At 47.4% G+C, this 23,403-nt stretch carries 18 protein-coding genes; 13 read left to right on the top strand and 5 right to left on the bottom strand.

The features are described 5' to 3' along the window. Window positions 1-4 precede the first annotated feature (4 nt). Both ACN0TT_RS03475 and ACN0TT_RS03470 read left to right on the top strand, forming a co-directional pair. Entirely contained in the window at window positions 5-331 is a 327-nt protein-coding gene (locus ACN0TT_RS03475) for a PilZ domain-containing protein (RefSeq protein WP_417760749.1), read from the top strand. A gap of 44 nt (window positions 332-375) precedes the next feature. Next, window positions 376-1,158 (top strand): TatD family hydrolase, encoded by a 783-nt coding sequence (locus tag ACN0TT_RS03470; RefSeq protein ID WP_417760748.1) that lies wholly within the window; start codon window positions 376-378, stop codon window positions 1,156-1,158. Between the two features lie 236 nt (window positions 1,159-1,394). Here the strand turns inward: ACN0TT_RS03470 and rsmF are convergent, their stop codons facing one another. Beyond that, window positions 1,395-2,810: a 16S rRNA (cytosine(1407)-C(5))-methyltransferase RsmF gene (gene rsmF / locus ACN0TT_RS03465; RefSeq protein WP_417760747.1), complete on the bottom strand. Its 1,416-nt coding sequence runs from the start codon at window positions 2,808-2,810 to the stop codon at window positions 1,395-1,397. A gap of 69 nt (window positions 2,811-2,879) precedes the next feature. On the opposite strand from rsmF, the gene ACN0TT_RS03460 reads away from it, so the two are divergent. Both ACN0TT_RS03460 and ACN0TT_RS03455 read left to right on the top strand, forming a co-directional pair. Then, window positions 2,880-4,106 carry a nucleoside recognition domain-containing protein gene (locus ACN0TT_RS03460; RefSeq protein WP_417760746.1) on the top strand — a complete coding sequence of 409 codons (1,227 nt, stop codon included), beginning with the start codon at window positions 2,880-2,882 and terminating at the stop codon, window positions 4,104-4,106. Between the two features lie 359 nt (window positions 4,107-4,465). Then, entirely contained in the window at window positions 4,466-4,783 is a 318-nt protein-coding gene (locus tag ACN0TT_RS03455; RefSeq protein ID WP_417760745.1) for a hypothetical protein, read from the top strand. A 146-nt stretch (window positions 4,784-4,929) separates the two neighbouring features. Here ACN0TT_RS03455 and ACN0TT_RS03450 read toward each other — a convergent pair whose 3' ends face one another. Genes ACN0TT_RS03450 through ACN0TT_RS03440 form a run of 3 tightly spaced genes read right to left on the bottom strand, consistent with a single transcriptional unit; the run spans window position 4,930 to window position 8,777 of the window. Next, window positions 4,930-7,527 (bottom strand): MlaD family protein, encoded by a 2,598-nt coding sequence (locus tag ACN0TT_RS03450; RefSeq protein ID WP_417760762.1) that lies wholly within the window; start codon window positions 7,525-7,527, stop codon window positions 4,930-4,932. Continuing rightward, complete coding sequence (locus ACN0TT_RS03445) at window positions 7,514-8,143, bottom strand: paraquat-inducible protein A (RefSeq protein ID WP_417760744.1); 630 nt, start codon at window positions 8,141-8,143, stop codon at window positions 7,514-7,516. Before ACN0TT_RS03445 ends, ACN0TT_RS03450 begins: the two co-directional genes overlap by 14 nt. Next, a complete protein-coding gene (locus ACN0TT_RS03440) occupies window positions 8,121-8,777 on the bottom strand; it encodes a paraquat-inducible protein A (protein WP_417760743.1) in 657 nt (218 codons plus the stop codon). The genes ACN0TT_RS03445 and ACN0TT_RS03440 overlap by 23 nt, the downstream gene beginning before the upstream one ends. Before the next feature lie 171 nt (window positions 8,778-8,948). On the opposite strand from ACN0TT_RS03440, the gene ACN0TT_RS03435 reads away from it, so the two are divergent. The 9 genes from ACN0TT_RS03435 (at window position 8,949) to ACN0TT_RS03395 (ending at window position 22,637) form a co-directional block, all read left to right on the top strand. Next, the gene (locus ACN0TT_RS03435) at window positions 8,949-9,236 is read left to right on the top strand and encodes a YebG family protein (RefSeq protein ID WP_417760742.1); all 288 of its coding nucleotides are present in this window, start codon (window positions 8,949-8,951) and stop codon (window positions 9,234-9,236) included. Between the two features lie 3 nt (window positions 9,237-9,239). After that, window positions 9,240-9,698, top strand: coding sequence for a GAF domain-containing protein (locus ACN0TT_RS03430; protein ID WP_417760741.1), 459 nt, complete (start codon window positions 9,240-9,242; stop codon window positions 9,696-9,698). A 247-nt stretch (window positions 9,699-9,945) separates the two neighbouring features. Further along, entirely contained in the window at window positions 9,946-10,599 is a 654-nt protein-coding gene (proQ, locus tag ACN0TT_RS03425) for an RNA chaperone ProQ (RefSeq protein ID WP_417760740.1), read from the top strand. 30 nt (window positions 10,600-10,629) lie between these two features. Beyond that, window positions 10,630-12,693 (top strand): carboxy terminal-processing peptidase, encoded by a 2,064-nt coding sequence (gene prc, locus ACN0TT_RS03420; RefSeq protein ID WP_417760739.1) that lies wholly within the window; start codon window positions 10,630-10,632, stop codon window positions 12,691-12,693. Window positions 12,694-12,788: 95 nt separating this feature from the next. After that, a complete protein-coding gene (pepN, locus tag ACN0TT_RS03415) occupies window positions 12,789-15,380 on the top strand; it encodes an aminopeptidase N (RefSeq protein ID WP_417760738.1) in 2,592 nt (863 codons plus the stop codon). 3 nt (window positions 15,381-15,383) lie between these two features. Continuing rightward, window positions 15,384-15,605, top strand: a complete 222-nt coding sequence (locus ACN0TT_RS03410; protein ID WP_417760737.1) for a DUF2835 domain-containing protein — start codon at window positions 15,384-15,386, stop codon at window positions 15,603-15,605. Between the two features lie 361 nt (window positions 15,606-15,966). Then, window positions 15,967-20,817 (top strand): NAD-glutamate dehydrogenase, encoded by a 4,851-nt coding sequence (locus ACN0TT_RS03405; RefSeq protein WP_417760736.1) that lies wholly within the window; start codon window positions 15,967-15,969, stop codon window positions 20,815-20,817. Window positions 20,818-20,879: 62 nt separating this feature from the next. After that, window positions 20,880-21,899, top strand: coding sequence for a quinone-dependent dihydroorotate dehydrogenase (gene pyrD / locus ACN0TT_RS03400; protein ID WP_417760735.1), 1,020 nt, complete (start codon window positions 20,880-20,882; stop codon window positions 21,897-21,899). Between the two features lie 204 nt (window positions 21,900-22,103). Next, window positions 22,104-22,637, top strand: coding sequence for a cell division protein ZapC (locus ACN0TT_RS03395; protein WP_417760734.1), 534 nt, complete (start codon window positions 22,104-22,106; stop codon window positions 22,635-22,637). A 111-nt stretch (window positions 22,638-22,748) separates the two neighbouring features. Here the strand turns inward: ACN0TT_RS03395 and hisIE are convergent, their stop codons facing one another. Beyond that, window positions 22,749-23,399, bottom strand: coding sequence for a bifunctional phosphoribosyl-AMP cyclohydrolase/phosphoribosyl-ATP diphosphatase HisIE (hisIE, locus tag ACN0TT_RS03390; protein WP_417760733.1), 651 nt, complete (start codon window positions 23,397-23,399; stop codon window positions 22,749-22,751). Window positions 23,400-23,403: the final 4 nt, after the last annotated feature.

The raw sequence follows: 23,403 nt of genomic DNA, 5'->3' as shown, positions 1-23,403 counted from the left end.
TCTTATGGTTGATTTGATCGCTAACTTTGACACTTTGCACCAGTTGTATCGTGCCTATATGCCGTTCATCGCGCCGGCAGGATTATTTGTGGCTACTACTGAGCCGCATTTTCTCGGGCAAGAGTTGAACATTGGTTATCGTTTACCGGGCGCAACCCAGATGAACGATTTCCACGGCGTAGTCGTGTGGATTAATCCATTAGGTGCTTCAGGTGGTCGTCCTGCGGGCATTGGTGTGAAGATCCTCAGTGACGCGCCTGAACATAAGCAGCGCATTGAAAACCTGCTGTCCCGCGAACTTGCCAGCGGTGATTTGACCTGCACTATGTAGCGCAGTTATCCTGTGCGCCCTCAAGTGATTCCTCGGAAGTTGTTGTGTTAGTAGATTCCCATTGCCATCTAGACCGTTTGAAAGCGGCACCAGATGAAGCTTCATTAAATGCTGTGTTAACCGATGCCCAAGCGCTCGGCATTTCCCACTTTTTGTGTGTTAACGTTCGCCTGCAAGAATTTGAAGCGATGCAGCAACGAATGCAGCCATACAATAATGTTTTTCTGTCGGCAGGTGTGCACCCGCTGGACGTGGAAAATGGCGTATCGGCGGCTGATTTGCGTCGTTTTGCCGCGGATGAGCGTGTGGTGGCAATTGGTGAAACGGGCTTAGATTATTTTTACAGTCCAGACAACCAGCGTGAGCAACAGCAGTGCTTTGAAACCCAAGTGGAAGTGGCGGTTGATATCAACAAACCGTTGATCATCCATACCCGCGACGCACGCCAAGACACCTTAGATATTTTGCGCAACGGCCATGCTGAAAAATGCGGTGGCGTGTTGCATTGCTTTACTGAAAGTTTAGAGATGGCACAAGCCGCCATCGAAATGGGCTTTTATATCTCGATTTCAGGCATTGTGACTTTCCGTAATGCCGATGCCTTGCGTGAAGTGGTCAAGCAGCTGCCAAAAGAGCGGTTGTTAGTGGAAACAGATTCGCCATTTTTGGCGCCAGTGCCACATCGTGGTAAAGAGAACCAACCAGCGTTTGTCAAAGATGTGGCACAGTTTGTTGCCGATCTGCGTGGTGAATCGCTGGAAGAACTCGCCAGTTACACCACAGAGAACTTCTTTAACTGCTTTAAGCCCGCCGCCAAATTACGCTGATTTGATAAATTTTGCATAAAAAAAGGCCCAAAACTATTTCCAATGTTCTGGGCCCAGGGGAATGGCTCATAAAGAGCCGTGCGCTTAAGTTGAGATGTGACAGGATTGCTATCTCTGATTAAATCTTAGTCGATATTTAACATTTCGACTCATAACTAGCGAAAATGTCTAGATGATAAAAGCATAAAATATAACCACTGGTTATATTTTATGCTAAGTCTCTCAAATTAAGCGGGTTATCCCTGGCTGCTTGATAGCTTATCGCGCACTTGATGCCTTGGCAGTTGGTTCTTCAACCGGTTTCCCAAGTGCTTCACCATACCTAACGGTACGTGTTGATAGCTGACCAAACATTCGCCTTTTGCCGCTTCGTTGGCTGTTAGGCCAATATCGCGCCCCATTAAAAACTCAATGGCTTGGGCTTCATCAAGCTCAATTGCCTCAGCTGAGCCACCGAGCGCAGATAACGCTTCTTGCTGGAGCTTTATGCCATGCTTACTCAACTCTGCCAATTTGATACCGATGCGCTGAAAGCGGACTAGTGCTAGCAAAGGGGCAATGCCTTGCGGAAACAGCCACAGTTCATCATCGCGTTGCCACACATCAGCAATATCAAGTTGAGTATTCAGTCGCTCGCTAACGTAGCGCTGCACCTCGGCAAAGGTTTTGTTGTTTACTTGGCTAAATGGAAACTTACGTTGCGCCTTCGGCGTAGGTAACCGCCGTTCTACCGATGCGGTTTTACGCAACTTCGCCACAAAGAAACCTTCGCTGTCGTAGATCTGCGGCCAGATGTGTAAAAAGCCTTCATCACCGCAAGCCTTGTCTGCACCGTCAAACAGTGAGGCCAACGAGACAAACTGTACGGCATCCGGGTAGGTTTGTTTGAGGAAATGACACACTTGGTGGTTTTCTAATTTATTCAGCGTACAGGTGGAATACACTAAGGTGCCACCGGGTTTTAGTGCTTGAAACGCTGAAATAATCAAATCACACTGTGTCGCGGCAATCTCATCAATATCGCTTTGGCGCCAATTTTTCAGGGCTAACGGATCTTTGCGAATGGTGCCTTCGCCGCTACAGGGAGCATCAAGCAAAATTGCATCAAAGGTTTCGTACAGATATTCGCCAAATACCCGCGCATCAAAGTGGGTCATGGCAGTGTTGCTAACACCCATGCGCGCGATATTGGCGTGTAAAATCTTAGTGCGGCTCGCGGAATACTCATTGGCAACCAGTACACCTTGGTTGTGCATTAACGCGGCCATTTGGGTGGTTTTAGAGCCAGGTGCCGATGCCATATCCAATACGTAATCGTTGTGTTCAAGCTCAGCGAACAAGGCGATGGGGGGCAGCATAGAGCTGGCTTCTTGAATATAAAATAGCCCTTGTAGGTGTTCAACCGTATTACCGGGTTGCACATTATCGGGCGCAGTAAACCAGAAGCCATCCTCACACCACGGAATAGCGCTTAACTGCCAACCTTTGGCCTGTAACTGTTCACATAGCGCTGCCGAGGTGATTTTTAGTGTGTTAACGCGCAGCGAAGGGCGCAGTGGTTTGTCACAATAGGCGATAAATTCATCCATCGACAGCCCGTCAGGCAAATCTTGGGCGATGCTATTGATAAAATCTTGATTTAATTGAACCATAACCGATAAACAGCGTTATAAAGTGCGCGGATTATAACACCTGCCGAATCAAAAAGCTGGAGAGCGATTTTGCTGAATAAAATTTGGACTTACTTTTTTGTTATCGCCTTAGCCGCCATCATGTGGCGTTTACTGCATGGCGATACCCAAGTGGCGGGCGTGGCTATAAAAGCGGTGTTTGATAGCGCCGAATTGGCAGCAACCATTGCATTAGGTTTAGTTGGCGTATTGAGTTTGTGGATGGGCTTGATGCGCCTTGGTGAGCAGTCCGGCATGATTGGGCTGATATCGCGCATTTTTGAGCCGTTGCTTGGCAAACTGATGCCGGAATTACCTAAGGGGGATAGGGCGTTTGGTAGTGTCACGATGAACCTCACCGCCAATATGTTTGGCCTTGATAACGCCGCCACGCCGCTGGGGCTAAAAGCGATGGAGGATCTACAGCGCCACAATCCACATAAAGACACTGCCAGCAATGCGCAGATCATGTTTTTAGTGTTAAACACATCGTCAGTGACTTTAGTGCCGGTGACCATCTTTTTGTACCGCGCACAGCAGGGTGCGGCAGCACCTGCGGATGTGTTTCTCCCTATTTTGCTAGCAACGTCAGCGTCTACATTAGCTGGCTTAATCTCCGTTGCGATTATGCAACGTTTGCCGCTACTTAACTTCACGTTCGCCGCCTATGCTGGCGTGTGCTTAACCCTGTTCGGCGCGATGATTGCCTATTTAACCACGCTGACGGCAGAGGCTATCGGCGCGGTATCAACCTTGGTTGGCAATCTGGTATTGCTGGGTTTGGTGTTTCTCTTGGTGTTGACTGCCGTCGTGCGCAAAGTGCCAGTGTATGACGAGTTTGTTGAAGGCGCAAAAGAGGGGTTTAGCCAATCGGTGAAACTGATCCCCTACTTGTTAGCCATGTTGCTTGCTATTGCGTTATTACGCGGCTCCGGCGCATTAGATTTACTGTTAGACGGCATTCGCTGGTGCGTTAATTTTGTCGGACTAGATAACCGCTTTGTTGATGCACTACCAACGGGATTAATGCAGCCGCTAAGTGGTTCAGGCGCGCGGGCAATGGCGCTAGAGACGATGGATCACTTCGGCGTAGATTCGTTCGCTGGGCGCTTAGCGGCCATTTTTCAAGGCAGCACCGAAACCACCTTTTATGTATTCGCAGTGTATTTCGGCGCCGTGGGAATTAGAAACGGCCGTCATGCCATCGGCTGTGGCCTGATCGCCGACTTGACTGGGATTATCGCGGCCATTTTTGTGGCGTATTGGTTTTATGGGTGAAAGTGTTTAAGGGAAAATGGGTAATGCCTCAACTTAATTCTGCCCCAATGCTTGCTAGGCTCCGAACTCTCTTGAAAACGTATGGTGATCTAGTTGACCAAATTTTAGTAATGCTACAAAGTGGCTAGGAAAACGATGGCGCGAGCTGGCACGAAGCCACTGCCAACCAGCTTCAAGTGAGGAACAAACATTTTCAATGTTGGCGGAGTACGTAGAGTTCAGATACAAGGAAGTCAAATAGCCCATCATCATGCAACTCCTACGTAATCTGCTTCTCACAAAACGCCACGGCAACGGACACGGAAACCCGCGCCGTTGCGTTATGATCGTTAGCAATCAATTGGGAATAAGGAGTTTTTGTGTACGAAGATGTAAATAAAGTTCTAAACGGAATTAAAGAACATTTAGAGTCTAATCTTTCAGAGAGTTTCATCATGCAACGTAGCATTGATGATAGATATGCTACTTTTGTTTCCGAGTCATATATTTTTGATGTTATGGCTGCATTTATACAAGCAAGAGTACGTGAAGACTTTTCTGTATCGATACAAGATCGCATTGATAGTGTTGTTGATTTTAGTTCTTTACAAAAACAAACGCATTACAAGTTGTCTTCTAAATCAGTAGATAATCGTGAAATGCCAATAGAGTACTTTTTATCTATAGTTGAGCGGTAGATTGCTAACAAGTGCAGTCAGCAGGAATTTTATTAGCTAGCCGCTCTGCGTCTCGGAAATGTCCAATGCTTTGCTAGAAAGGCGGACTTTTATTGAGTCCGCCTTTTGCTTATCCGTTCAATTATGCAAGATTCAGCAATGAATCATCACAATTGGGGTGACCAGCTAAGCCATTTTTGTTCTGGCTTGTCTGCAAGCTCAAACTGTGCCGGAAGGTTGTCAGCATCAGCAGTAGGGCGCTCAGTTGCCACACCAATACCCCCTGCGAGAATGGTTTCTACCGAACCAGCGTCAATTTGTACGCCAGAGAAAATGCCGGCATCGACTTTAAAGCCAGACAAATCAAAGAAGCGGCTGCTGCCATTGATTAGATGGCGATAGCGTTCGGCCACTATGGCGTTTATCACCACGTGGTCGCCGCTGTCCGCCAATTGATATTGGGTCACTTTACCAATCAAGATACCGCGATAAAAAATGCCAGTGCCTTGTTTGATAGAACCGAGTTCTGCACGCACTAAGTTGAGCCGCAGTGGGTTGCCGTTATCAATGGCATTATCAGCCGCTTGTACTACGAAATTGTCAGCTTGTGTAGCTTGTTGTCCCGGCATTACGCTGATAAATGGCCCTGTTAGCACCGCGCTGGCGTTTTTTACACCGCGTAAGGAGAGTTCGGCATCTTCGATGCGGAATTGGCTATCGCTACGCAATAACTGGTCGGCAAAACGGCCATCGATATAGGCAGTGGCACGCAGACTTTGCAGATTGTTGGCTAACTGCACTTGGTCGACCGTCCCGACAGTGTTACCCAGATAGCGGATCTCGGCACCTGACTTCATGGAGGAGTTCACCGGTAACAGCAGGGTGACGGGCACTGATTGGCGTTCGGCAAGATTTTTAGAGGCGTACAACAGGTGCGTATCACTTGCGGCTTCATCCAGCAAACCTAAGGAAATACCGCCTTTGAGGATGCCGGATAATGGTGCCACTTCAATGTTTACGCCCCCAAGGCCGCCATCGATGGTTACCGCTTCCGTTGGCCAGAAAATAGTGCGCTCATTGAGCAGGGATTGATAGGTATGCTCAATGGCAAGTTCGATGGCAAATTTATCTTGCTCCGATTGCCAGTTAACGCTGGCGACTTGGCCTATCTTCATCTTCTTGTAATACACATCGCTACCAGGATTCACCGCGACATTGCTGCTGTACAACTGCCATGTCAGCTGTTGTGCGTGTTGATAAGCGAGTTGTGCTTGCTCGGCTGAAGCGTAGATAGGTAATGAGGCATCGGCACTTAATAGCGCGCCATTGCCTGGGCGTAAGTCGATACGACCTTTAGTGAGGTTGCCTACGTCAGTACCTTTGACTTCAATCCCATCCAATGAAGCGCTGACTTCAACTGGCGGTTGTACAATAAAGTCGCTGCCTTGGGTAACAAGGCTTTTAAATGGGGCGTCAATTGTTACCGCTACATTAACTTGACTAAAATCCTTAGCCAGATTGACTGACGTGACTCGGCCAATAGTGACATTGCGATAGCGGATCTCGGCACCTTCCGCTGCACCTGGGTTATTGTCGGCATGTAACATGAGTTTAAGCGGATTACCGTCTAACTCAGGTTGTTCGCTTAATAAGGGATATTCAGTTTTGACGGCGCCGCTGCCGGGGCTAAAGCGGATCACTTTACCGCTGATCAAGCGTTCAGGATGGCTAATTTTGCTGAGGGATAATTGAGCTCCCTCGCTCCAAAACTCTGCGCTGCAACCGATAAGGTCGGAATAGGGCGTGTCCATGCGCACATGAATTGCCACTCCGTCGTTGGTCAGCTTAATCTCTTCCACTTCGCCAACGGGGAGATCACGGAAGATGACATCGGTACCCACTTTAATGCCATCCGCCGATTCTGCGGTTAACAAAAAGCTGTTACCGCCATGCGCTTCTTTCTCATTGTTGTACAGCTGATACAACTGCTCGGATTCCGCTTCTTTAGAGGCATCGGGCGAACTAAAACTGACTCCGCCCGCTAAAATGGAGGCAATGCTTTCAGTATCAACTTTAATCCCTGCGAGTGATGCATCAACCCGCACGCCTGAAACGTTCCAGAAGCGCGACTCTTGTTTAACTAAATGCGCATACTGATGCTGCACGAAGCCTTTGAGTTGGATGTGATGATTTTCGTCAAGGTGATAACTGACGATGTTACCTACAGGTATTTGGCGATAAAAAATAGGGGAGCCGACATCAAGTGAGCCGAGTTTGTCAGCTCTGAGTTCGACCACTAAGCCATCTTCAGCGGGCACAATAGCCGGTGGTTCGCGTTCGGCCTCAAAATGGTCGCGATAATCACCTTCGCCGGGCAGCATACCAATGTAGTTACCAGAGAACAGGGCGTCTAACCCTTCAACTCCTGTAATGGTCGCTTTTGGGGTAACTAACCAAAACTTGGTGCTTTGCTTCAGCAGGTTGCCAGCGCGGTAATCTAGCACTAGATCGACGTTTACGCCTTTCAGTTGGTCGTCAATGGAGATATCAACCACTTTACCAACATTGAGACCTTTATAGCGTACTAAGGTTTTACTGACATCGATCCCCGTGGCGCTGGGAAAATGTACCCGGACATCAATACCTGATTCGCGGATACTTTTTATCCCCAACCACGCACCCAGCGCTAATGCAACGATGGGCAATAACCACACAGGAGAGAACAGCTTTTTGCGCACAACTTTTGGTTGTTCAGGAGTTGTCATCATTTTTATCCAGTTGATCCCAAAGTAACCGCGTGTCCAACGTTTTGGCGGCTAACTGAGTAAATAAAATAACTAATGCAAACGCGGTAGCAGCAGGGGCGGGTTGGGCATCCAGCAGTTGCCCCATATTCACTAATGCTACCGATAACGAAATGACGAATAGATCGAGCATCGACCAGCGGCCAATCCATTCAATAATATGAAACCCAGTGGTGAGTTTCTGCTTAGAGATAGGCATTTTGAAGGTAATGGCTGATAAATAAAACCCTAGGCCAAGAATCTTCAACCACGGCACTAAAATACTGGCGGTAAATACAATCACTGCAATGGGCAGCAAATCAGCATGCACTAGCCGCAAAATGCCGGAGAAAATAGTTTCGTGCGTGACGACGCCACTTTTTACCAAGGTGGTAATTGGGTAAATGTTGGCTGGCACCAATAAAATCGCCGCAGTGATCAGCAATGCCCAACTGCTTTGCAAGCTGCGATAGTCTCGCGGCGTTATTTTGGCATGACAACGTTCACAATACTGCTCATGTTGGTCATTAAGCAGTCCACAAACGTGGCAGCGATAGATGCCTAGCTGGATCCCTCTAGCTTTCGTCTCTGGATTCACCTACATATCCCCACATGTGTTCGAGATTGTATTCTCGCTGTAAAAACAAAGTCACCACAAACAATAAGGTGAAGCACAATGTACCCAAACCAAAATAGACATCAGCAAAATCGGACAGCTGAAATGACGTTACCAAAAAGCTGATCACATAGATCTCAAGCATAGACAATTGATTAATGAGTCCGTGATAACGTAATAATCCATTTAATGTGTCGCGACCAAACTTGGTTTTGTACCCGCCGGTTTGCACTATCAATACTTGCGCCAATATCGAGCACAGCAACACTGCAGGCGCTAATACGGCGCCGAGTAACACGCCTAGCCCGACCACCCAATAACCTTGATGCCACACCGCCATCGCTCCTTCAAACACCGTACTGGTGCGAATACTGCCGAGGAAATGTAACTCCAACACGGGATAGATCATGGCGGGGATATATAACAAGATGGCAGTAATACATAGCGCCAACACCCCATTGAGCGCGCAATAGGGTTTTTCGTATAGCGGTGTATGACATTGTGGACATACTGCTCTGACACCAGATGGCAGAGCACGCTTACTAACGACTAAATCACACCCACTGCACACAATGAGGTTGCAATGCTTACCCGGCTTGACCGGCGTCATTAACATAGAGGAACGACTCCAACAGGCATACAAAATGGCGTTGGCTTTCAATGATATCGCGAGCCGACCAACAGGAACAATAATCATAACAGAAACAGAAACAGAAAGAAGGTTGCACGTAGGCTAGTGAATATGCGATGCTAACCACTGTATAAAAATCCAGTTCAAGGGGCAGTCATGGCTGTTATTACAAAATTTGTGGTTGTCAGAGATGGGGTAGAAAAAATGACGTTTGCTTCCAAAAAAGAGGCCGATGCGTATGATCGCATGCTCGATGTCGCTGACAATCTGATTCCTTTTCTGCAACAAGGTGAGTTAGAGCTGCAAGAAGGCAGCTTGGAAAAACTTGCTTTTTACTTAGCGTCCAATAAAGATACGCTGGCGAATCTGCTAAAAGGTGGCGCGCCGATAAAGGCAGCCCCTGCAAAGCGGAGTAAAAAATCTGAAGCTCAACAAAGCGAGTAGTTAATGACCTCTGAGTTTTACCATTCTCTCAACCGTCAGGTTGAAGCGTTATTTAGCGGCGAAGATGACCTGATTGCCGCCATGGCTAACTTTTCTGCACTGATCAATGAACAGTTAACTGAGCTTAACTGGGCAGGATTTTATCTGCTGAAAGGTGACGAATTAGTACTGGGCCCGTTTCAGGGTAAAGTGGCTTGCGTACGCATTCCTGTAGGGAAGGGCGTGTGTGGTACCGCCGTGGCATTGAATCAAACCCAACGGGTTGATAATGTGCATGAGTTTGACGGCCATATCGCTTGCGATTCAGCGAGTAACTCTGAAATTGTGGTGCCTGTACGCCATAACGGACAAGTAGTCGCCGTGTTGGATATCGACAGTCCAGTGTTTGCAAGATTCACTGAAATTGATCAATTAGGCATAGAAACCTTAGTTTCTACCCTAGAAAAATGCGTGTTTGCTTAAAAGGCACACGATTTTGCATTGAATGTAGTCGATTTCGTCACAAGGCCGCTTATAATAGGCGGCTTTGGTGGACTGCTAATACTTTGTTTCTGGTAAGTAACGGGCAGAGTTGCTATGGTAAATTGATACCGTCAGCAGCCCCTTCATTCAAATAAGCGCGCTGTCCAGAGCGGATAGTAGTAATTAATGACCCAGTCGCGTGCACTTAATAACCCGTGCTGGTGTCCCTGTAATTTGTGGATCTATTATGGAATCAACAGAAAAGTTGACCGATACCAACGCCATTCTGGCATATCTTTACGAGACGTTCCCGTTATGTTTTATCGCTGAAGGCGAAGCTAAGCCTCTGAAAATTGGTTTATTTCAAGACTTGGCTGAACGGTTAGCCGACGATTCCAAAGTCAGCAAAACACAGTTACGTATTGCTATTCGTCGCTACACTAATAGCTGGCGCTATTTGAAAGCCCTAAAAGAAGGCGCACAACGCGTTGATTTAGATGGCAACCCATGTGGCGCGTTAGAAGCTGAGCATGTAGAACATGCGCAGAAAGCGTTAAAAGAAAGCCAAGACAAGGCACGTGCTCGTCGTCAAGAAGCCAATAAGGCGGCTGGTAAAGATGAGCAGAAGCCACGTGATGCAGCTAAACGCAAACCTCGCGCTAAAGCAGAATTTGCTAAAAAAGCCATCGGTAAAAAACCAGCAGCTAAAAAAGTTGAAGCTCCAGCAGTGAATCTTGTGCCTGCTGAGTTGTCTCAATTGTCATCTGGTCAAAAAGTTAACGTTAAACTGGGGGCAACTCCGGTACCAGGTGTGATTAGTGATATCACCAAAGAAGACATTCAGGTTCAACTCAATACAGGGTTGACTGTGAAAGTAAAAGCAGAGCATATTCTGCTGTAACAAGGATAGATACTTAGGAGTAACTTGCTGATGCGAAAGATTATTATAGCTGCGTCCATGGCCAGTATGTTGTTGGGTTCTCAGGCGTTCGCTATAGCTCCAACAATTCCGATCGGCGAGTTACCTGAGCTGCATCAAGAGCCCCAACATCAGGTTACTAGTAAACGTGTCGCCGGGCTCTTCACTCGCTCTCACTACCACCGTATTGCGCTAGACGACCAGTTTTCCAAGGCGATCTTTGATCGCTTTTTAGAACAACTGGACTATCGCAAAAACGTCTTGTTACAAAGTGACGTCGATAAATTCAAACAGCAGTACGCCACCAAATTTGATGACATGATCAAGAGTGGCCAACTGGAACCTGCTTACCAGATGTTCGATTTAGTGCAGAATAAAAGCTATGAGCGTTTTGCTTATGCGCTGACTTTGCTTGACACTAAAATGGACTTCACCGTGCCTGGCGACAAATATGTCTTTGACCGTAAAGATGCTGCTTGGCCGAAAGATGAAGCAGAGCTGGATGAATTGTGGCGTCAACGCGTTAAGTACGATGCTCTGAGCTTGAAGCTTACCGGCAAAGAATGGCCTGAAATTGTTGAAGTGTTGCAAAAACGCTACAACAACGCCATCAAGCGCATGAAACAAACCAACAGCGAAGATGTTTTCCAAGGTTTGATGAATGCATTTGCGCGTAGTATCGAGCCGCACACTAGCTATCTGTCACCACGCAATGCTGAACGTTTCGAGATGGAGATGAACCTCAGCCTTGAAGGTATCGGCGCCGTATTGCAGATGGAAGATGACTACACTGTTATCAAAAGTTTAGTCGCCGGTGGCCCAGCAGCCTCTAGCGGTAAGCTGGAACCAGACGACAAAATTATCGGTGTTGGTCAAGACAATGGTGAAATCGTTGATGTTATCGGCTGGCGTTTAGATGACGTTGTTGACCTGATCAAAGGGCCAAAGGGCAGTGCAGTAACCTTGCAAGTATTGCCGAAGAAAGGTGGCAATGCAGCTAAGCCATTCAATGTGACTGTGACCCGCGACAAAATCCGTTTGGAAGACCGCGCTGCCACTTCAAAAGTGATTGAGCCAGAAGCAGGCCCGTATGCACATCGTAAGATTGGCGTGGTTGAAGTGCCGGGCTTCTACATGAACTTGTCTAATGATGTTGCTAAAGAGTTGGAAAAACTTAAAGCGGATAAAGTTGAAGGCATTGTACTGGATCTGCGTGGTAACGGCGGTGGCGCATTAACTGAAGCCACATTGATGACAGGTCTGTTCATTGACCAAGGCCCTGTAGTGCAGATCCGTGACGCATCAGGCCGCATCACAGAAAACCGCGATAACGATGGTAAAACATACTACGACGGCCCACTGACCGTGCTGGTTGACCGTTATTCGGCGTCTGCTTCAGAGATTTTCGCAGCGGCGTTGCAAGATTATGGCCGCGCGTTGATTGTGGGTGAATCCACCTTTGGTAAAGGCACCGTGCAACAGCATAAGAGCCTTGGTCGTATCTATGACATGTACGACAAGCCGATTGGTCACGTGCAATACACCATTGCTAAGTTTTATCGTATCAACGGTGGCAGTACTCAGCGTAAAGGTGTAACACCAGACATTCTGTTCCCAACAGCGTTGGATGCCGGTGAATACGGTGAAGCCGAGCAAGATAATGCCTTGCCATGGGATCAAGTACCGCCAGCGCAATATCAGCCGTTGAACAATGTGACTAACGCTGAAGTTACGGTATTGGATAAGGAACATGAGCAACGTATCGCGAAGAATGTTGAGTTCTCTTATGTTCAAGACGATATCAAATTGTTCCGAGCTCACCACAAAGAGAAGAGCGTTTCTTTAGTGGAAAGTGAACGTCTAAAAGAGCGTGATGACGAAGATGCTAAAGCATTGGTGCGTTTGAATGAACGTCGTCAAAAGCACAACCTCAAGCCATTAGCCAAACTTGAAGATGAAGATGAGGTCAGCAAAGAAGAGCAAGAGATTGCTAAACCTGATGTCTTCCTTGATGAGGCGGCGTATATCACCCTAGATATGGTGGATTACAAAGCCAAAACTAGCCATAACAGCTAGAATAAATACCAAATAAAAAAGCGCGCATAATGCGCGCTTTTTCGTCAAATGACTGCATGATGCAGCATCGTAAAAATTCAATCAGAGGCAGTACTATGTCAGATAATCAAACCTCTCCCGTGACTGCAGTACAACCAGCAGCCAAACGTCTTGCCGATTACCAGCCGCCAGATTACTTGGTGCCAGAATTGAATTTAGCTTTCCGTTTAGCGCCACAAACCACTCGCGTGACCGCCGTAAGCCAAATTGAACGCAATGGCGAACACCAACGCCCATTAGTGCTAGATGGCGAGCAACAACAGATTGAACAGGTATTAGTCGACGGCGCCGAAGTCCCTTATGAACAAGCGGATGGTAAGCTCACGATTGCCAACGTGCCTGCTAAATTTGAACTGACGGTTGTGACAATCATTGACCCACAAGGCAATTCAAGCCTTGAAGGGCTGTATATGTCAGATGGGGCTTATTGCACCCAATGTGAAGCCGAAGGTTTCCGTCGCATTACCTTCTATCCTGACCGCCCAGACGTATTAGCGTGTTTTTCAGTGCGTATTGAAGCGCCGACAGAATTTCCTTTCTTGCTGAGCAACGGTAATAAAATAGAAGAGGGCAGCTTAGCAGACGGCTGGCACTATGCTTGTTGGCAAGACCCATTTCCAAAACCGTGTTACCTGTTTGCGCTAGTGGCAGGTGACTTTGATTTGCTGGAAGACTGTTTCACCACCAAAAGTGAGCGTGATGTGAAGTTGCAGGTGTTCGTCGACAAAGGCAATTTGAATAAAGCGCATCACGCTATGGCATCGTTGAAAAAAGCGATGGCATGGGATGAAAGCCGTTTCGATTTGGAATATGACCTCGATATCTACATGATTGTTGCCGTCGACTTTTTCAACATGGGTGCGATGGAAAACAAAGGTCTCAACGTGTTTAACACTAAATATGTGTTGGCCGATGAGCAAACCGCCACCGATGAAGACTTCCATGGTATCGAATCGGTGATTGGCCATGAATATTTCCATAACTGGACCGGCAACCGTGTCACTTGTCGTGATTGGTTCCAACTGAGCTTGAAAGAAGGCTTAACGGTGTTCCGTGATCAAGAGTTCAGTTCAGATGTTGGTTCGCGCGCGGTTAACCGTATTCATGCCATTAAAGTGATGAAGAACCATCAGTTTGCTGAAGACGCGGGGCCAATGTCGCACCCAATTCGTCCAGAAGAAGTGATCGAAATGAACAACTTCTACACTGTGACTGTGTACGACAAAGGCGCAGAAGTGATCCGCATGATGCATACCTTGCTGGGTGAGCAAGGTTTCCAAGCAGGGATGAAGCTCTATTTTGAACGTCATGATGGTCATGCGGTGACTTGTGATGATTTCGTACAAGCGATGCAAGACGCCAGTGGTAAAGATTTGACGCAGTTCCGCCGTTGGTACTGCCAAGCGGGAACGCCAGAGCTGACGGTGACTGACAGCTATGATGCCGATAAAGGTGTATACCGCCTCGACATCAAACAATTCACGCCAAGCCGCGCTCATGAAAAACCAAAGCAGCCACTGCATATTCCGTTCAGCGTAGAACTGCTCGATAACGACGGCAAAAGCTTAGTGAATGAACTGTTGGAGCTGACTGAAGCTTCTCAACATTTCGAGTTCGCCGTATCGGGTGGTGCGTCGGTGCCATCACTGCTGCAAGATTTCTCTGCGCCAGTGAAATTGCATTATCAATATTCTACCGCTCAGCTATTGGTGCTGATGGGCTTTGCCAGCAGCGAAGTGGCTCGTTGGGAAGCCTCAGTATCGCTGTTTAGCCAAGCGGTATGGCAAAACGTGGCGCGGTTGCAACAGCAGCAAGCGATGAGCTTAGATAGTAGTGTGATTGATGCCTTCCGTGCCGTGGTACTACACGCCAGCCAAGACCACGCGCTATCTGCGGAAATGTTGAAATTTGCTACTGCCAACTCGTTGATTGAGCAGGTCGAACAGGTTGATTTGGACGCGCTGTTCAACGCCCGTGATTTTGTTATCGATGCTATCGCCGATGCTACTGAAGATGAATTGCTTGCGCGTTATCGCGAGTTAGCGGGGCAAGACAGTGCCGCTAGTCGCAGCTTTAAAAATGCCATGTTGGCGTTGCTGGCGCGCAGTGCTGATGGTCATGAAAGCCTATTAACGCAGCAATTTAGCTCAGCCGTTGGTATGACCGATGCGCTTGGTGCATTGGCCGCAGCGGTAGCGGGTAACGCGGATTGCCGTGACGAATTGTTACAGCAATTTGGCGACCGCTGGCAAGATACCCCACTGGTGATGGACAAGTGGTTCATGCTGCAAGGTTCTATCAACGAAGACAGCGTGTTTGAGCGTTTGACTAAGTTGCAAGATCACCCCGCGTTTAGCTTCAACAACCCTAACCGGGTACGTTCGCTGCTGGGCGCATTCGCATCGACTAACTTGTCGCAGTTCCATCGTGCAGATGGCGTTGGTTATCAGTTCCTGACTGACGTGATCAAAAAGATGAACGGTCTCAACCCGCAAATTGCGGCGCGTATTATGACGCCACTGATCCAGTTCAGTAAGTTTGATGCTACACGTCAAAACCAACTAAAAGCCTGTTTGCAACAGCTGTTAGATATGCCGGATCTGTCTCGTGATGTTTATGAGAAAGCTTGTAAGGCGTTAGGACAATAGTGGATGCGTGAGTTTGTTTTTCGAATGAGTGTCAGCTTTGACGAGTTCAAGCCTTTTTATCAAGGCATTGCAGAAAACGTGCAAGTGACTGATATCAACGGTTTGGTGCTACGGATTAACGGGCGGCATTTTCGGCAGTTTCTTACCGCCAGTGGTATTCACGGCACCTTTAAGTTGCTGATTGATGATCAAGGCCGATTTCAGTCGTTGAACCTCATTAGATAACCGATTTATTAGCCACCCGTTTGGGTGGCTTTTTGTAGGCACTTTTTGCCAATGGTCGGCTTTATTGACTATTAGCAAATGTTAACAGTTATTGTTTTGTCGATTAGCCTAAAGTAGTGTTATCGGTATCACTGTGGGTATCGGTGGGGCAAGTGTCCAGATAACGGTTCAGCAACAGTAAAAAAATCTTTACTGGTGTTGGATAACATATTTATTTCAAACTAAAATTTTGCTCGAAATGAAGAATATTTGGTAATAAACTGCGGCACATGACCTCGGTCACACTCTTTATTCTAGGCCAGGGTCTGTAAAAATCCCTTAAATGAAAAAGCGTTCGACCGACGCTTAAGGAAACCTCATTATGGCTTTGAACAATTCAACGCCCTCCGTATTGCTGGAAAATGTTGTCAGCCTAATTCATAGCAAAATTGCGCATGATCATGCCAAGCAAGTCGAGCAATTCGCCACTTGTATGTATGCGCACATGTCAAAAGATGATTTACGCGCTCGCAATGATAGCGATCTTTATGGCGCACTTTTGAGCTTATGGAATGCGCTCGACAAGACCGAAATTGGCCAAACTCACATGCGCGTGTTCAACCCTAGTCAGTCCAAGCATGGCTGGCAGAGCACGCATACCGTGATCGAAGTTGTCCAACCGGATATGCCGTTCTTGGTGGACTCGCTCAGCATGGCGCTGAGCCGTATCGGTATCACCGCGCATATGATGTTGCACACGCCGTTAGCGATTGAACGCAAAGGCAACCGTATTGAGCGTGTCACACCGGTAAAAGGAAGCAGCGACAATAGCGATAAAGTCGCTGTTTTTCTAATTGAAATCGACCGTCAAAGCAGCGAACAAGATTTAAAACTAATCGAAAAAGAGCTTGAAACAACGCTGGCTGACGTGGCTGCTGCTGTAAGTGATTGGCAGCCGATGATGGAAAAAATGGCCGATATCGCCGCGCAATTGCCTAAATTACCGTTCCCAGGTGAAAAGCACGAGCTGGATGAAGCCATTAGTTTTATCAACTATCTGAGTGATCACCATTTTACCCTGCTGGGTTATCGCTACTATGAACTGCGTCGTATCGAAGGTGATGTTGAGCTAGTGCCAGATATGAACTCTAGCCTTGGTTTGATGAAAAAACCGAGCAAAGATCAACCTGAGCATGGCTTACGCTTATCTAACTTCTCTGACACCGCTCGTCGCCAAGCACTCGATAGCAAAGTGCTGGTGCTGACCAAAAGCAGTGCCCGCAGCCGTGTACATCGTCCTGCCTACGTTGATTACGTTGGCATCAAACGTTTTGACGAGCAGGGCAATGTGATTGGCGAAGCGCGCTTCGTGGGTCTGTACACGTCAAATCTGTACAACCGCAGCCCTCGCGCCATCCCAATGCTGGCGGAAAAAGTGCAACGCGTGATGGATATGTCAGAACTGACCCCGCGCTCACATGATTTCAAAACCCTGCTTAACATTCTCGAAAACTTGCCACGCGATGAGATCATTCAAGCCTCGGTGGATGAGTTATACGAAATGTCGCGTGGCGTACTGGAAATGCAAGACCGCGACAAATTACGTCTGTTTGTGCGTAAAGACGGCTATGGCCGCTTTATCTCTTGCTTGGTGTACGTCTCTAAAGAACGTTACAACACCCGTCTGCGCCAAGACACTCAGCGTATTCTGGCCGAAAGTTTTAAAAGCTCAGAGGAAGTGGAATTTACCACGTACTTCTCTGAATCCTCGCTATGCCGAACCCACTATCGGGTTAAGGTAGACAATAACAATAATATGGAAGTCAATGTGGCACAGATAGAACAAAACCTGATTGAAGCCGCCCGTTCATGGGACGATAAACTCTCTAGCGCGCTGCATGCCTCCGCTGGCGAAGAGTTAGGTACCCGTTGCTTCAAACGTTACGCGAGTGCGTTCCCACAAAGCTACAAAGATGACGTACTGCCGCCATCAGCTGTGGTGGATATTCAACAACTGGAAGCGCTGGACGATGACCATCGTCTGGGCATGTTGTTCTATCAACCACAAGAGTCTGCTAAGCAAGGTAACAAAGTTCGCCTGAAACTGTTCCATAAAGACGAGCCAATCCATCTGTCAGATGTGCTGCCAATGTTGGAAAACTTTGGTCTACGCGTGATTAACGAACGTCCATATGAAGTGATCACCGCCGATGGTGCGACCTACTGGATCCTCGATTTCTTGATGACCGTCCAACACGCAGTGTCTGATGAAGTTGTCGATAGCCAAGATCGTTTCCAAAACGCCTTGTCGCTGGTGTGGAACAAAACGCTTGAAGATGATGGCTTTAACCGCTTAGTGTTGGCAACCAACCTGACTGGACGTGAAGTCTCCGTTGTGCGTGCTTACGCAAAATATATGCGCCAAATCGATGCCACCTTTAGCCAAGCCTATATCGAAGAAACCTTCGCTCGTTACCCACAGATTGCTGATTCATTAGTGAAGATGTTTGTGCGTAAATTCAATCCAAAATTGAAGACGCGCACCACCGCTAAGTTTGTTGAACAGATCAATCTGCGTTTAGAAGATGTCGCTAGCCTCGATGATGACCGTATCATCCGTCGTTATCTGGATTTGATTAACGCGACGCAGCGTACCAACTTCTATCAAACCACCGAAAGCGGCGAATTCAAGAGCTACGTATCGTTCAAGTTTGCGCCAGACCAAATCCCTGAGATGCCAAAACCGCTGCCTAAGTACGAAATTTTCGTCTACAGCCCACGGGTTGAAGGTGTGCACCTGCGCGGTGGCCGCGTAGCGCGTGGTGGTTTACGTTGGTCAGATCGCCGTGAAGACTTCCGTACCGAAGTGCTTGGTCTGGTGAAAGCCCAGCAAGTGAAAAACACCGTTATTGTACCGGTGGGCGCCAAAGGTGGTTTCGTCTGTAAACAGATGCCACAACAGGCGTCTCGTGAAGCCGTATTCCAAGAAGGCCAAGCGTGTTACCGCCTGTTTATCCGTGGCTTGTTGGATATTACCGATAACATCGTCAATAAAGAGATTGTGCCGCCCGTTGATGTGGTTCGTCACGACGAAGACGATCCCTATCTGGTGGTTGCTGCAGACAAAGGTACTGCCACGTTTTCTGACTTAGCCAACAGCATTGCTGAAGAATATGGCTTCTGGTTAGGTGATGCGTTCGCGTCAGGTGGCTCACATGGTTACGACCATAAGAAAATGGGGATTACCGCACGTGGCGCTTGGGAATCTGTAAAACGTCACTTCCGCGAAGTGGGTATTGATTGCCAAACCACAGAGTTTACTTGTGTGGGTATCGGTGACATGGCCGGTGATGTGTTTGGTAACGGCATGCTGCTGTCTGAGCACACCTTGCTGCAAGCGGCATTCAACCACATGCACATTTTCATTGATCCAACACCAGATGCTGCAAGCAACTTCGCTGAGCGTCAACGCCTGTTTGACCTGCCACGTTCAAGCTGGGAAGACTACAACAAAGCGCTGATCTCTAAAGGCGGCGGTATCTTCCTGCGTAGTGCGAAATCGATTTCATTAACACCAGAAATGAAACAGATGATCGGCACGAGCAAAGCATCAATGACCCCGAATGAGCTGATCCGTGAACTGCTGAAAATGCCAGTCGATCTGTTGTGGAACGGCGGCATCGGTACCTACGTTAAATCGACCAAAGAAACCAACGCTGAAGTGGGCGACCGTGCTAACGACGCACTGCGCGTTAATGGTAATGAAGTACGTGCCAAAATCATCGGCGAAGGCGGTAACTTAGGTTGTACTCAGTTAGGCCGTATCGAATACTGCGCTAACGGTGGCCGCATGAACACTGACTTCGTGGATAACGTGGGCGGTGTGGATTGTTCCGATAACGAAGTGAACATTAAGATTCTGCTGAACAGCTTAGTGGCTGAAGGCGACTTGACTGTTAAGCAGCGTAATGTGCTGTTGGTAGAGATGACCGACGAAGTGGCCGATATCGTCCTGCAAGATTGTATCGATCAAACTCGCACCATTTCCGTCACACAAGCGCACGCTGCGGGTCAGTTGAAAGAACACATCCGCTTTATCCACTACTTGGAAAAAGAGGGCAAACTGGACCGCGCATTAGAGTTTCTGCCAACCGAAGAAGAGCTGAACGAACGTCAAGCGGGCAACCGTGGTTTGACCCGTCCAGAACTCTCAGTACTGGTAGCTTATGCGAAGATGTTGCTCAAAGAGCAGTTGGTGACGCCAGAAGTGACTGACGATCCACATCTAAGCCAGTTGTTAGTGGATTACTTCCCGCACAAACTGCAACAACGTTATGCCGACAAAATGAGTTCACACCCACTGCGCGGTGAAATCATTGCCACATCGTTAGCCAACCAGTTGGTGAACGAAATGGGCTTAAACTTTGTGCAACGTATGCAGGATGAGACTGGTGCCTCAGTTGCCGAAGCCGCTATATGTTACTCTATGACAAGAGAAATATTCGGATTAGGTGATTTAGTTTCAACCATTTCGAAACTGGGCAGCACCGTTCCAGCGGTGGTTCAGAGTGAAATGTTGCACCAGTTGCGCCGTAATATGCGCCGTGCCTGTCGTTGGGTACTGCGTAACCGCAACCGCAGCTTGAACATTGAGCAAACTGTTAGCTTCTTCAAACCTGTGTTTGAAGTGCTGCGTGACAACGTCCAAAACTACTTAGTTGAAGACGAATGGAACGGTATCGATGTTGATATCAAAGCGCTGGAACGTGAAGGTGTACCAACAGACGTAGCCAACTTGGTTGCGAAAATGAGTACCTTGTTCTGTGCATTGGATATCGCCCAGATTGCCGAAATTGAGCACAAGCCTGTGGCACTGGTTGCTGAGACTTACTATAAGTTGGGCGCCAAAGTTGAGCTACACTGGTTCCTCGAGCAGATTACTGCGCAAACTGCAGCGAACCATTGGCAAGCACTGGCACGGGCAGCCTTTAGAGAAGAGCTCGATTGGCAGCAACGCTCATTGACCTCGGTGGTATTGCGTAATTGTGAAGATGGGGCGTGTGACTCATCTGTAGTGCTTACGCAGTGGATTGACAGCCATCAAAGCTTGTTGGAACGTTGGTTCAGCATGCTGGCCGATTTCAAAACCTCGGGTGTACATGAGTTTGCTAAGTTTTCGGTGGCGTTGAGAGAGCTAAATCTCCTTATTCTGCACTGTGAAGGGCAGCGATAAATATTATAAAATTTCAAGCCCTGGCATAATGCCGGGGCTTTTTTTAGGTCTTAGGAGAACACATGTTTTACGAACTCGCACAAAAGGTCATGTTTCAGATGGACCCGGAGCTTGCGCACAACTTTGCCATGAAAGGGCTTGGTACAACCGCAAACTCGCCACTGAACTGCTTTTACAAGCAGAATATTGCCCCTGCGCCAGTGACATTTATGGGGGTGACGTTTCCCAACCCTGTAGGTCTCGCTGCTGGTATGGATAAAGACGGTGAATGTATCGATGCATTTAGCGCCATGGGCTTTGGTCATGTTGAAGTCGGTACTGTGACACCTCGTCCACAACCAGGTAACGACAAACCGCGCTTGTTTCGTATTAAGCCTGCTAAAGCGATCATCAACCGTATGGGATTTAATAACAAAGGTGTCGATAACCTCGTTAAAAATCTTATTGCGAAAAAATCCAACGCGATCGTGGGTGTTAATATTGGTAAAAATAAAGACACACCAGTAGAACAGGGTAAAGATGATTATTTAATCTGTTTAGATAAAGTTTACCCATACGCTGATTATATCGCGGTGAATATTTCATCTCCTAACACACCGGGATTGCGTACGATGCAATATGGTGAGTTGTTAGAAGATTTGCTCAGCAGTTTAAAAACTCGTCAGAAAGAGTTGGCTGAGAAATATAAAAAATATGTGCCGATTGCACTAAAAATAGCTCCAGATTTAAACGAAGACGAAATTCAAAAAATTGCTGATGCATTATTAAATAATGAATTCGATGGCGTTATCGCAACCAACACCACTTTGAGCCGTGACGGTGTGAGCGGTCTGGCTAACGCTAACGAGACTGGCGGCATGAGCGGTAAGCCACTCAACGAATTGTCTACCAAAGTGATCAAACAGCTAGCGACATGCCTGAAAGGGCAGATCCCTATTCTTGGTGGTGGCGGCATTAGCAGCGCAGAAGATGCGCTGGCAAAAATGGATGCTGGTGCGACTATGGTGCAAATCTATTCTGGCTTTATTTATCAAGGGCCGAAATTAATTAAAGAGATTGTTGATGCTTATCGATCTAAATAAATAGATCCGATCGAAATCTCGACATTTGATCTAAAAAGGATCGCGATTGCGATCCTTTTTAGATCTTGTTAAATAAAAATATTTTTGGAAATTTCATCTAAACTGTTGTAATCTTGTTCAAATAATAGCAACTTAATTTTGATATTGATTAATTTACCAGCTAAATTGTAATCGGATAAATAATAAGGCCACACGGATTACGCTATGTTATTAATGCCTGATAAAACTTGGCAGTGGAGATATAACACCTCGTTCGATGTGTTAAGTATATCTCTGGGCGCCGATATGGAGTTTCTTACTCCCTATAAAAGTAAGGTGTTGATCCCAGATGCATTCGGTGCAGCTGAGTTCGATATTGAACATGCGCGTTATTACATGGACATTGTCGAGCGGCTAAGTAAGCGCATGTCACTGGCAGACGCCTATCTAGTGCAGGTAGCCCTGAATGCTACTGCTGCGCGGTTTATGCAAAAGCCACAAATGCCTAAATCCTGGTTCTTTGAGTCGAGCGATGTATGTGTTTATAGCGAGCCCGGCAAGCTGTTTGATTTACGTTGCAATGGCGACCGTGTATTGGTGTTGGTGGTAGAAACCAGTTTGCAGGCGTCATTGGTGATGTTGCTTGATGAATGCTGCGCCTTGAGTGATAGCAAGCAGCTAAAGCGGTTTGACACCATTAAGGTGATGCACGATAGATTGCATCCGCTGCGGGCGCAGCAGCAGATTGTCGCAGCATAAAATAACCGCAGATATTGCGTAGATGTAAATAGTGTTAACATAACAAAGGCGATCATCATGATCGCCTTTGTTGATCTTGCACAATGATCGCACTAAACGATCGCGCCGCGCTTATTTGGCATTACGGTGACGCTTCGCCAGATTGGCGTGAATTTGCGCCAAACTCATCTCTTGGTCTTCCAGCAGCACCAGCAGGTGATAGATCAAATCAGAGGCTTCATTCACCAGCTCTTCTTTATCATGTGTTGCCGCCGCTAATGCGGTTTCTAAGCCTTCTTCGCCCACTTTTTGTGAAATACGCTTAGTACCACGAGCAAACAGCGATGCGGTATAGCTGCTGCTTGGGTCTGCATGTTTACGACCGTGGATCAAGGTTTCTAATTCGTGTACGAAAGGATGTACTTCATCGCCATCCCAGCAGCTCTCAGTACCATTGTGGCAGGTGGGGCCAACGGGTATCGCTTGTACTAGCAGTGAGTCGTTATCACAATCGACGGCGACTGACACCAACTGCAAATGGTTGCCTGAGCTTTCGCCTTTGGTCCACAAACGTTGTTTACTGCGGCTGAAAAAAGTCACCAATTGCTTATCAAAGCTGGTTTGCAGCGCTTCGGCGTTCATATAACCCAGCATCAACACTTTGGCAGAATAGTAGTTCTGCACCACGACAGGTACTAAGCCCGCTTGTTTTTGCCAATCAACGCCGCTGAGCAGCGCTTGTTGCTGCTCGTTGGTCATCGTAAAAAGAGTGTCAGTTTCCATGCAA

Origin of the sequence: Shewanella sp. (genome assembly GCF_048265805.1) — a bacterium.
Lineage (GTDB): Bacteria > Pseudomonadota > Gammaproteobacteria > Enterobacterales > Shewanellaceae > Shewanella.
This window is presented reverse-complemented; position numbering and strand designations above follow the sequence as displayed.

Excerpts from the sequence above, each read along its gene's own strand:
- ACN0TT_RS03475 (WP_417760749.1), top strand. The coding sequence starts at position 5 with ATGGTTGATTTGATCGCTAACTTTGACACTTTGCACCAGTTGTATCGT.
- rsmF (WP_417760747.1), bottom strand. The coding sequence starts at position 2,810 with ATGGTTCAATTAAATCAAGATTTTATCAATAGCATCGCCCAAGATTTG.
- ACN0TT_RS03450 (WP_417760762.1), bottom strand. The coding sequence starts at position 7,527 with ATGACAACTCCTGAACAACCAAAAGTTGTGCGCAAAAAGCTGTTCTCT.
- ACN0TT_RS03440 (WP_417760743.1), bottom strand. The coding sequence starts at position 8,777 with ATGTTAATGACGCCGGTCAAGCCGGGTAAGCATTGCAACCTCATTGTG.
- ACN0TT_RS03435 (WP_417760742.1), top strand. The coding sequence starts at position 8,949 with ATGGCTGTTATTACAAAATTTGTGGTTGTCAGAGATGGGGTAGAAAAA.
- ACN0TT_RS03430 (WP_417760741.1), top strand. The coding sequence starts at position 9,240 with ATGACCTCTGAGTTTTACCATTCTCTCAACCGTCAGGTTGAAGCGTTA.
- proQ (WP_417760740.1), top strand. The coding sequence starts at position 9,946 with ATGGAATCAACAGAAAAGTTGACCGATACCAACGCCATTCTGGCATAT.
- prc (WP_417760739.1), top strand. The coding sequence starts at position 10,630 with ATGCGAAAGATTATTATAGCTGCGTCCATGGCCAGTATGTTGTTGGGT.
- pepN (WP_417760738.1), top strand. The coding sequence starts at position 12,789 with ATGTCAGATAATCAAACCTCTCCCGTGACTGCAGTACAACCAGCAGCC.
- ACN0TT_RS03410 (WP_417760737.1), top strand. The coding sequence starts at position 15,384 with ATGCGTGAGTTTGTTTTTCGAATGAGTGTCAGCTTTGACGAGTTCAAG.
- ACN0TT_RS03405 (WP_417760736.1), top strand. The coding sequence starts at position 15,967 with ATGGCTTTGAACAATTCAACGCCCTCCGTATTGCTGGAAAATGTTGTC.
- pyrD (WP_417760735.1), top strand. The coding sequence starts at position 20,880 with ATGTTTTACGAACTCGCACAAAAGGTCATGTTTCAGATGGACCCGGAG.
- ACN0TT_RS03395 (WP_417760734.1), top strand. The coding sequence starts at position 22,104 with ATGTTATTAATGCCTGATAAAACTTGGCAGTGGAGATATAACACCTCG.
- hisIE (WP_417760733.1), bottom strand. The coding sequence starts at position 23,399 with ATGGAAACTGACACTCTTTTTACGATGACCAACGAGCAGCAACAAGCG.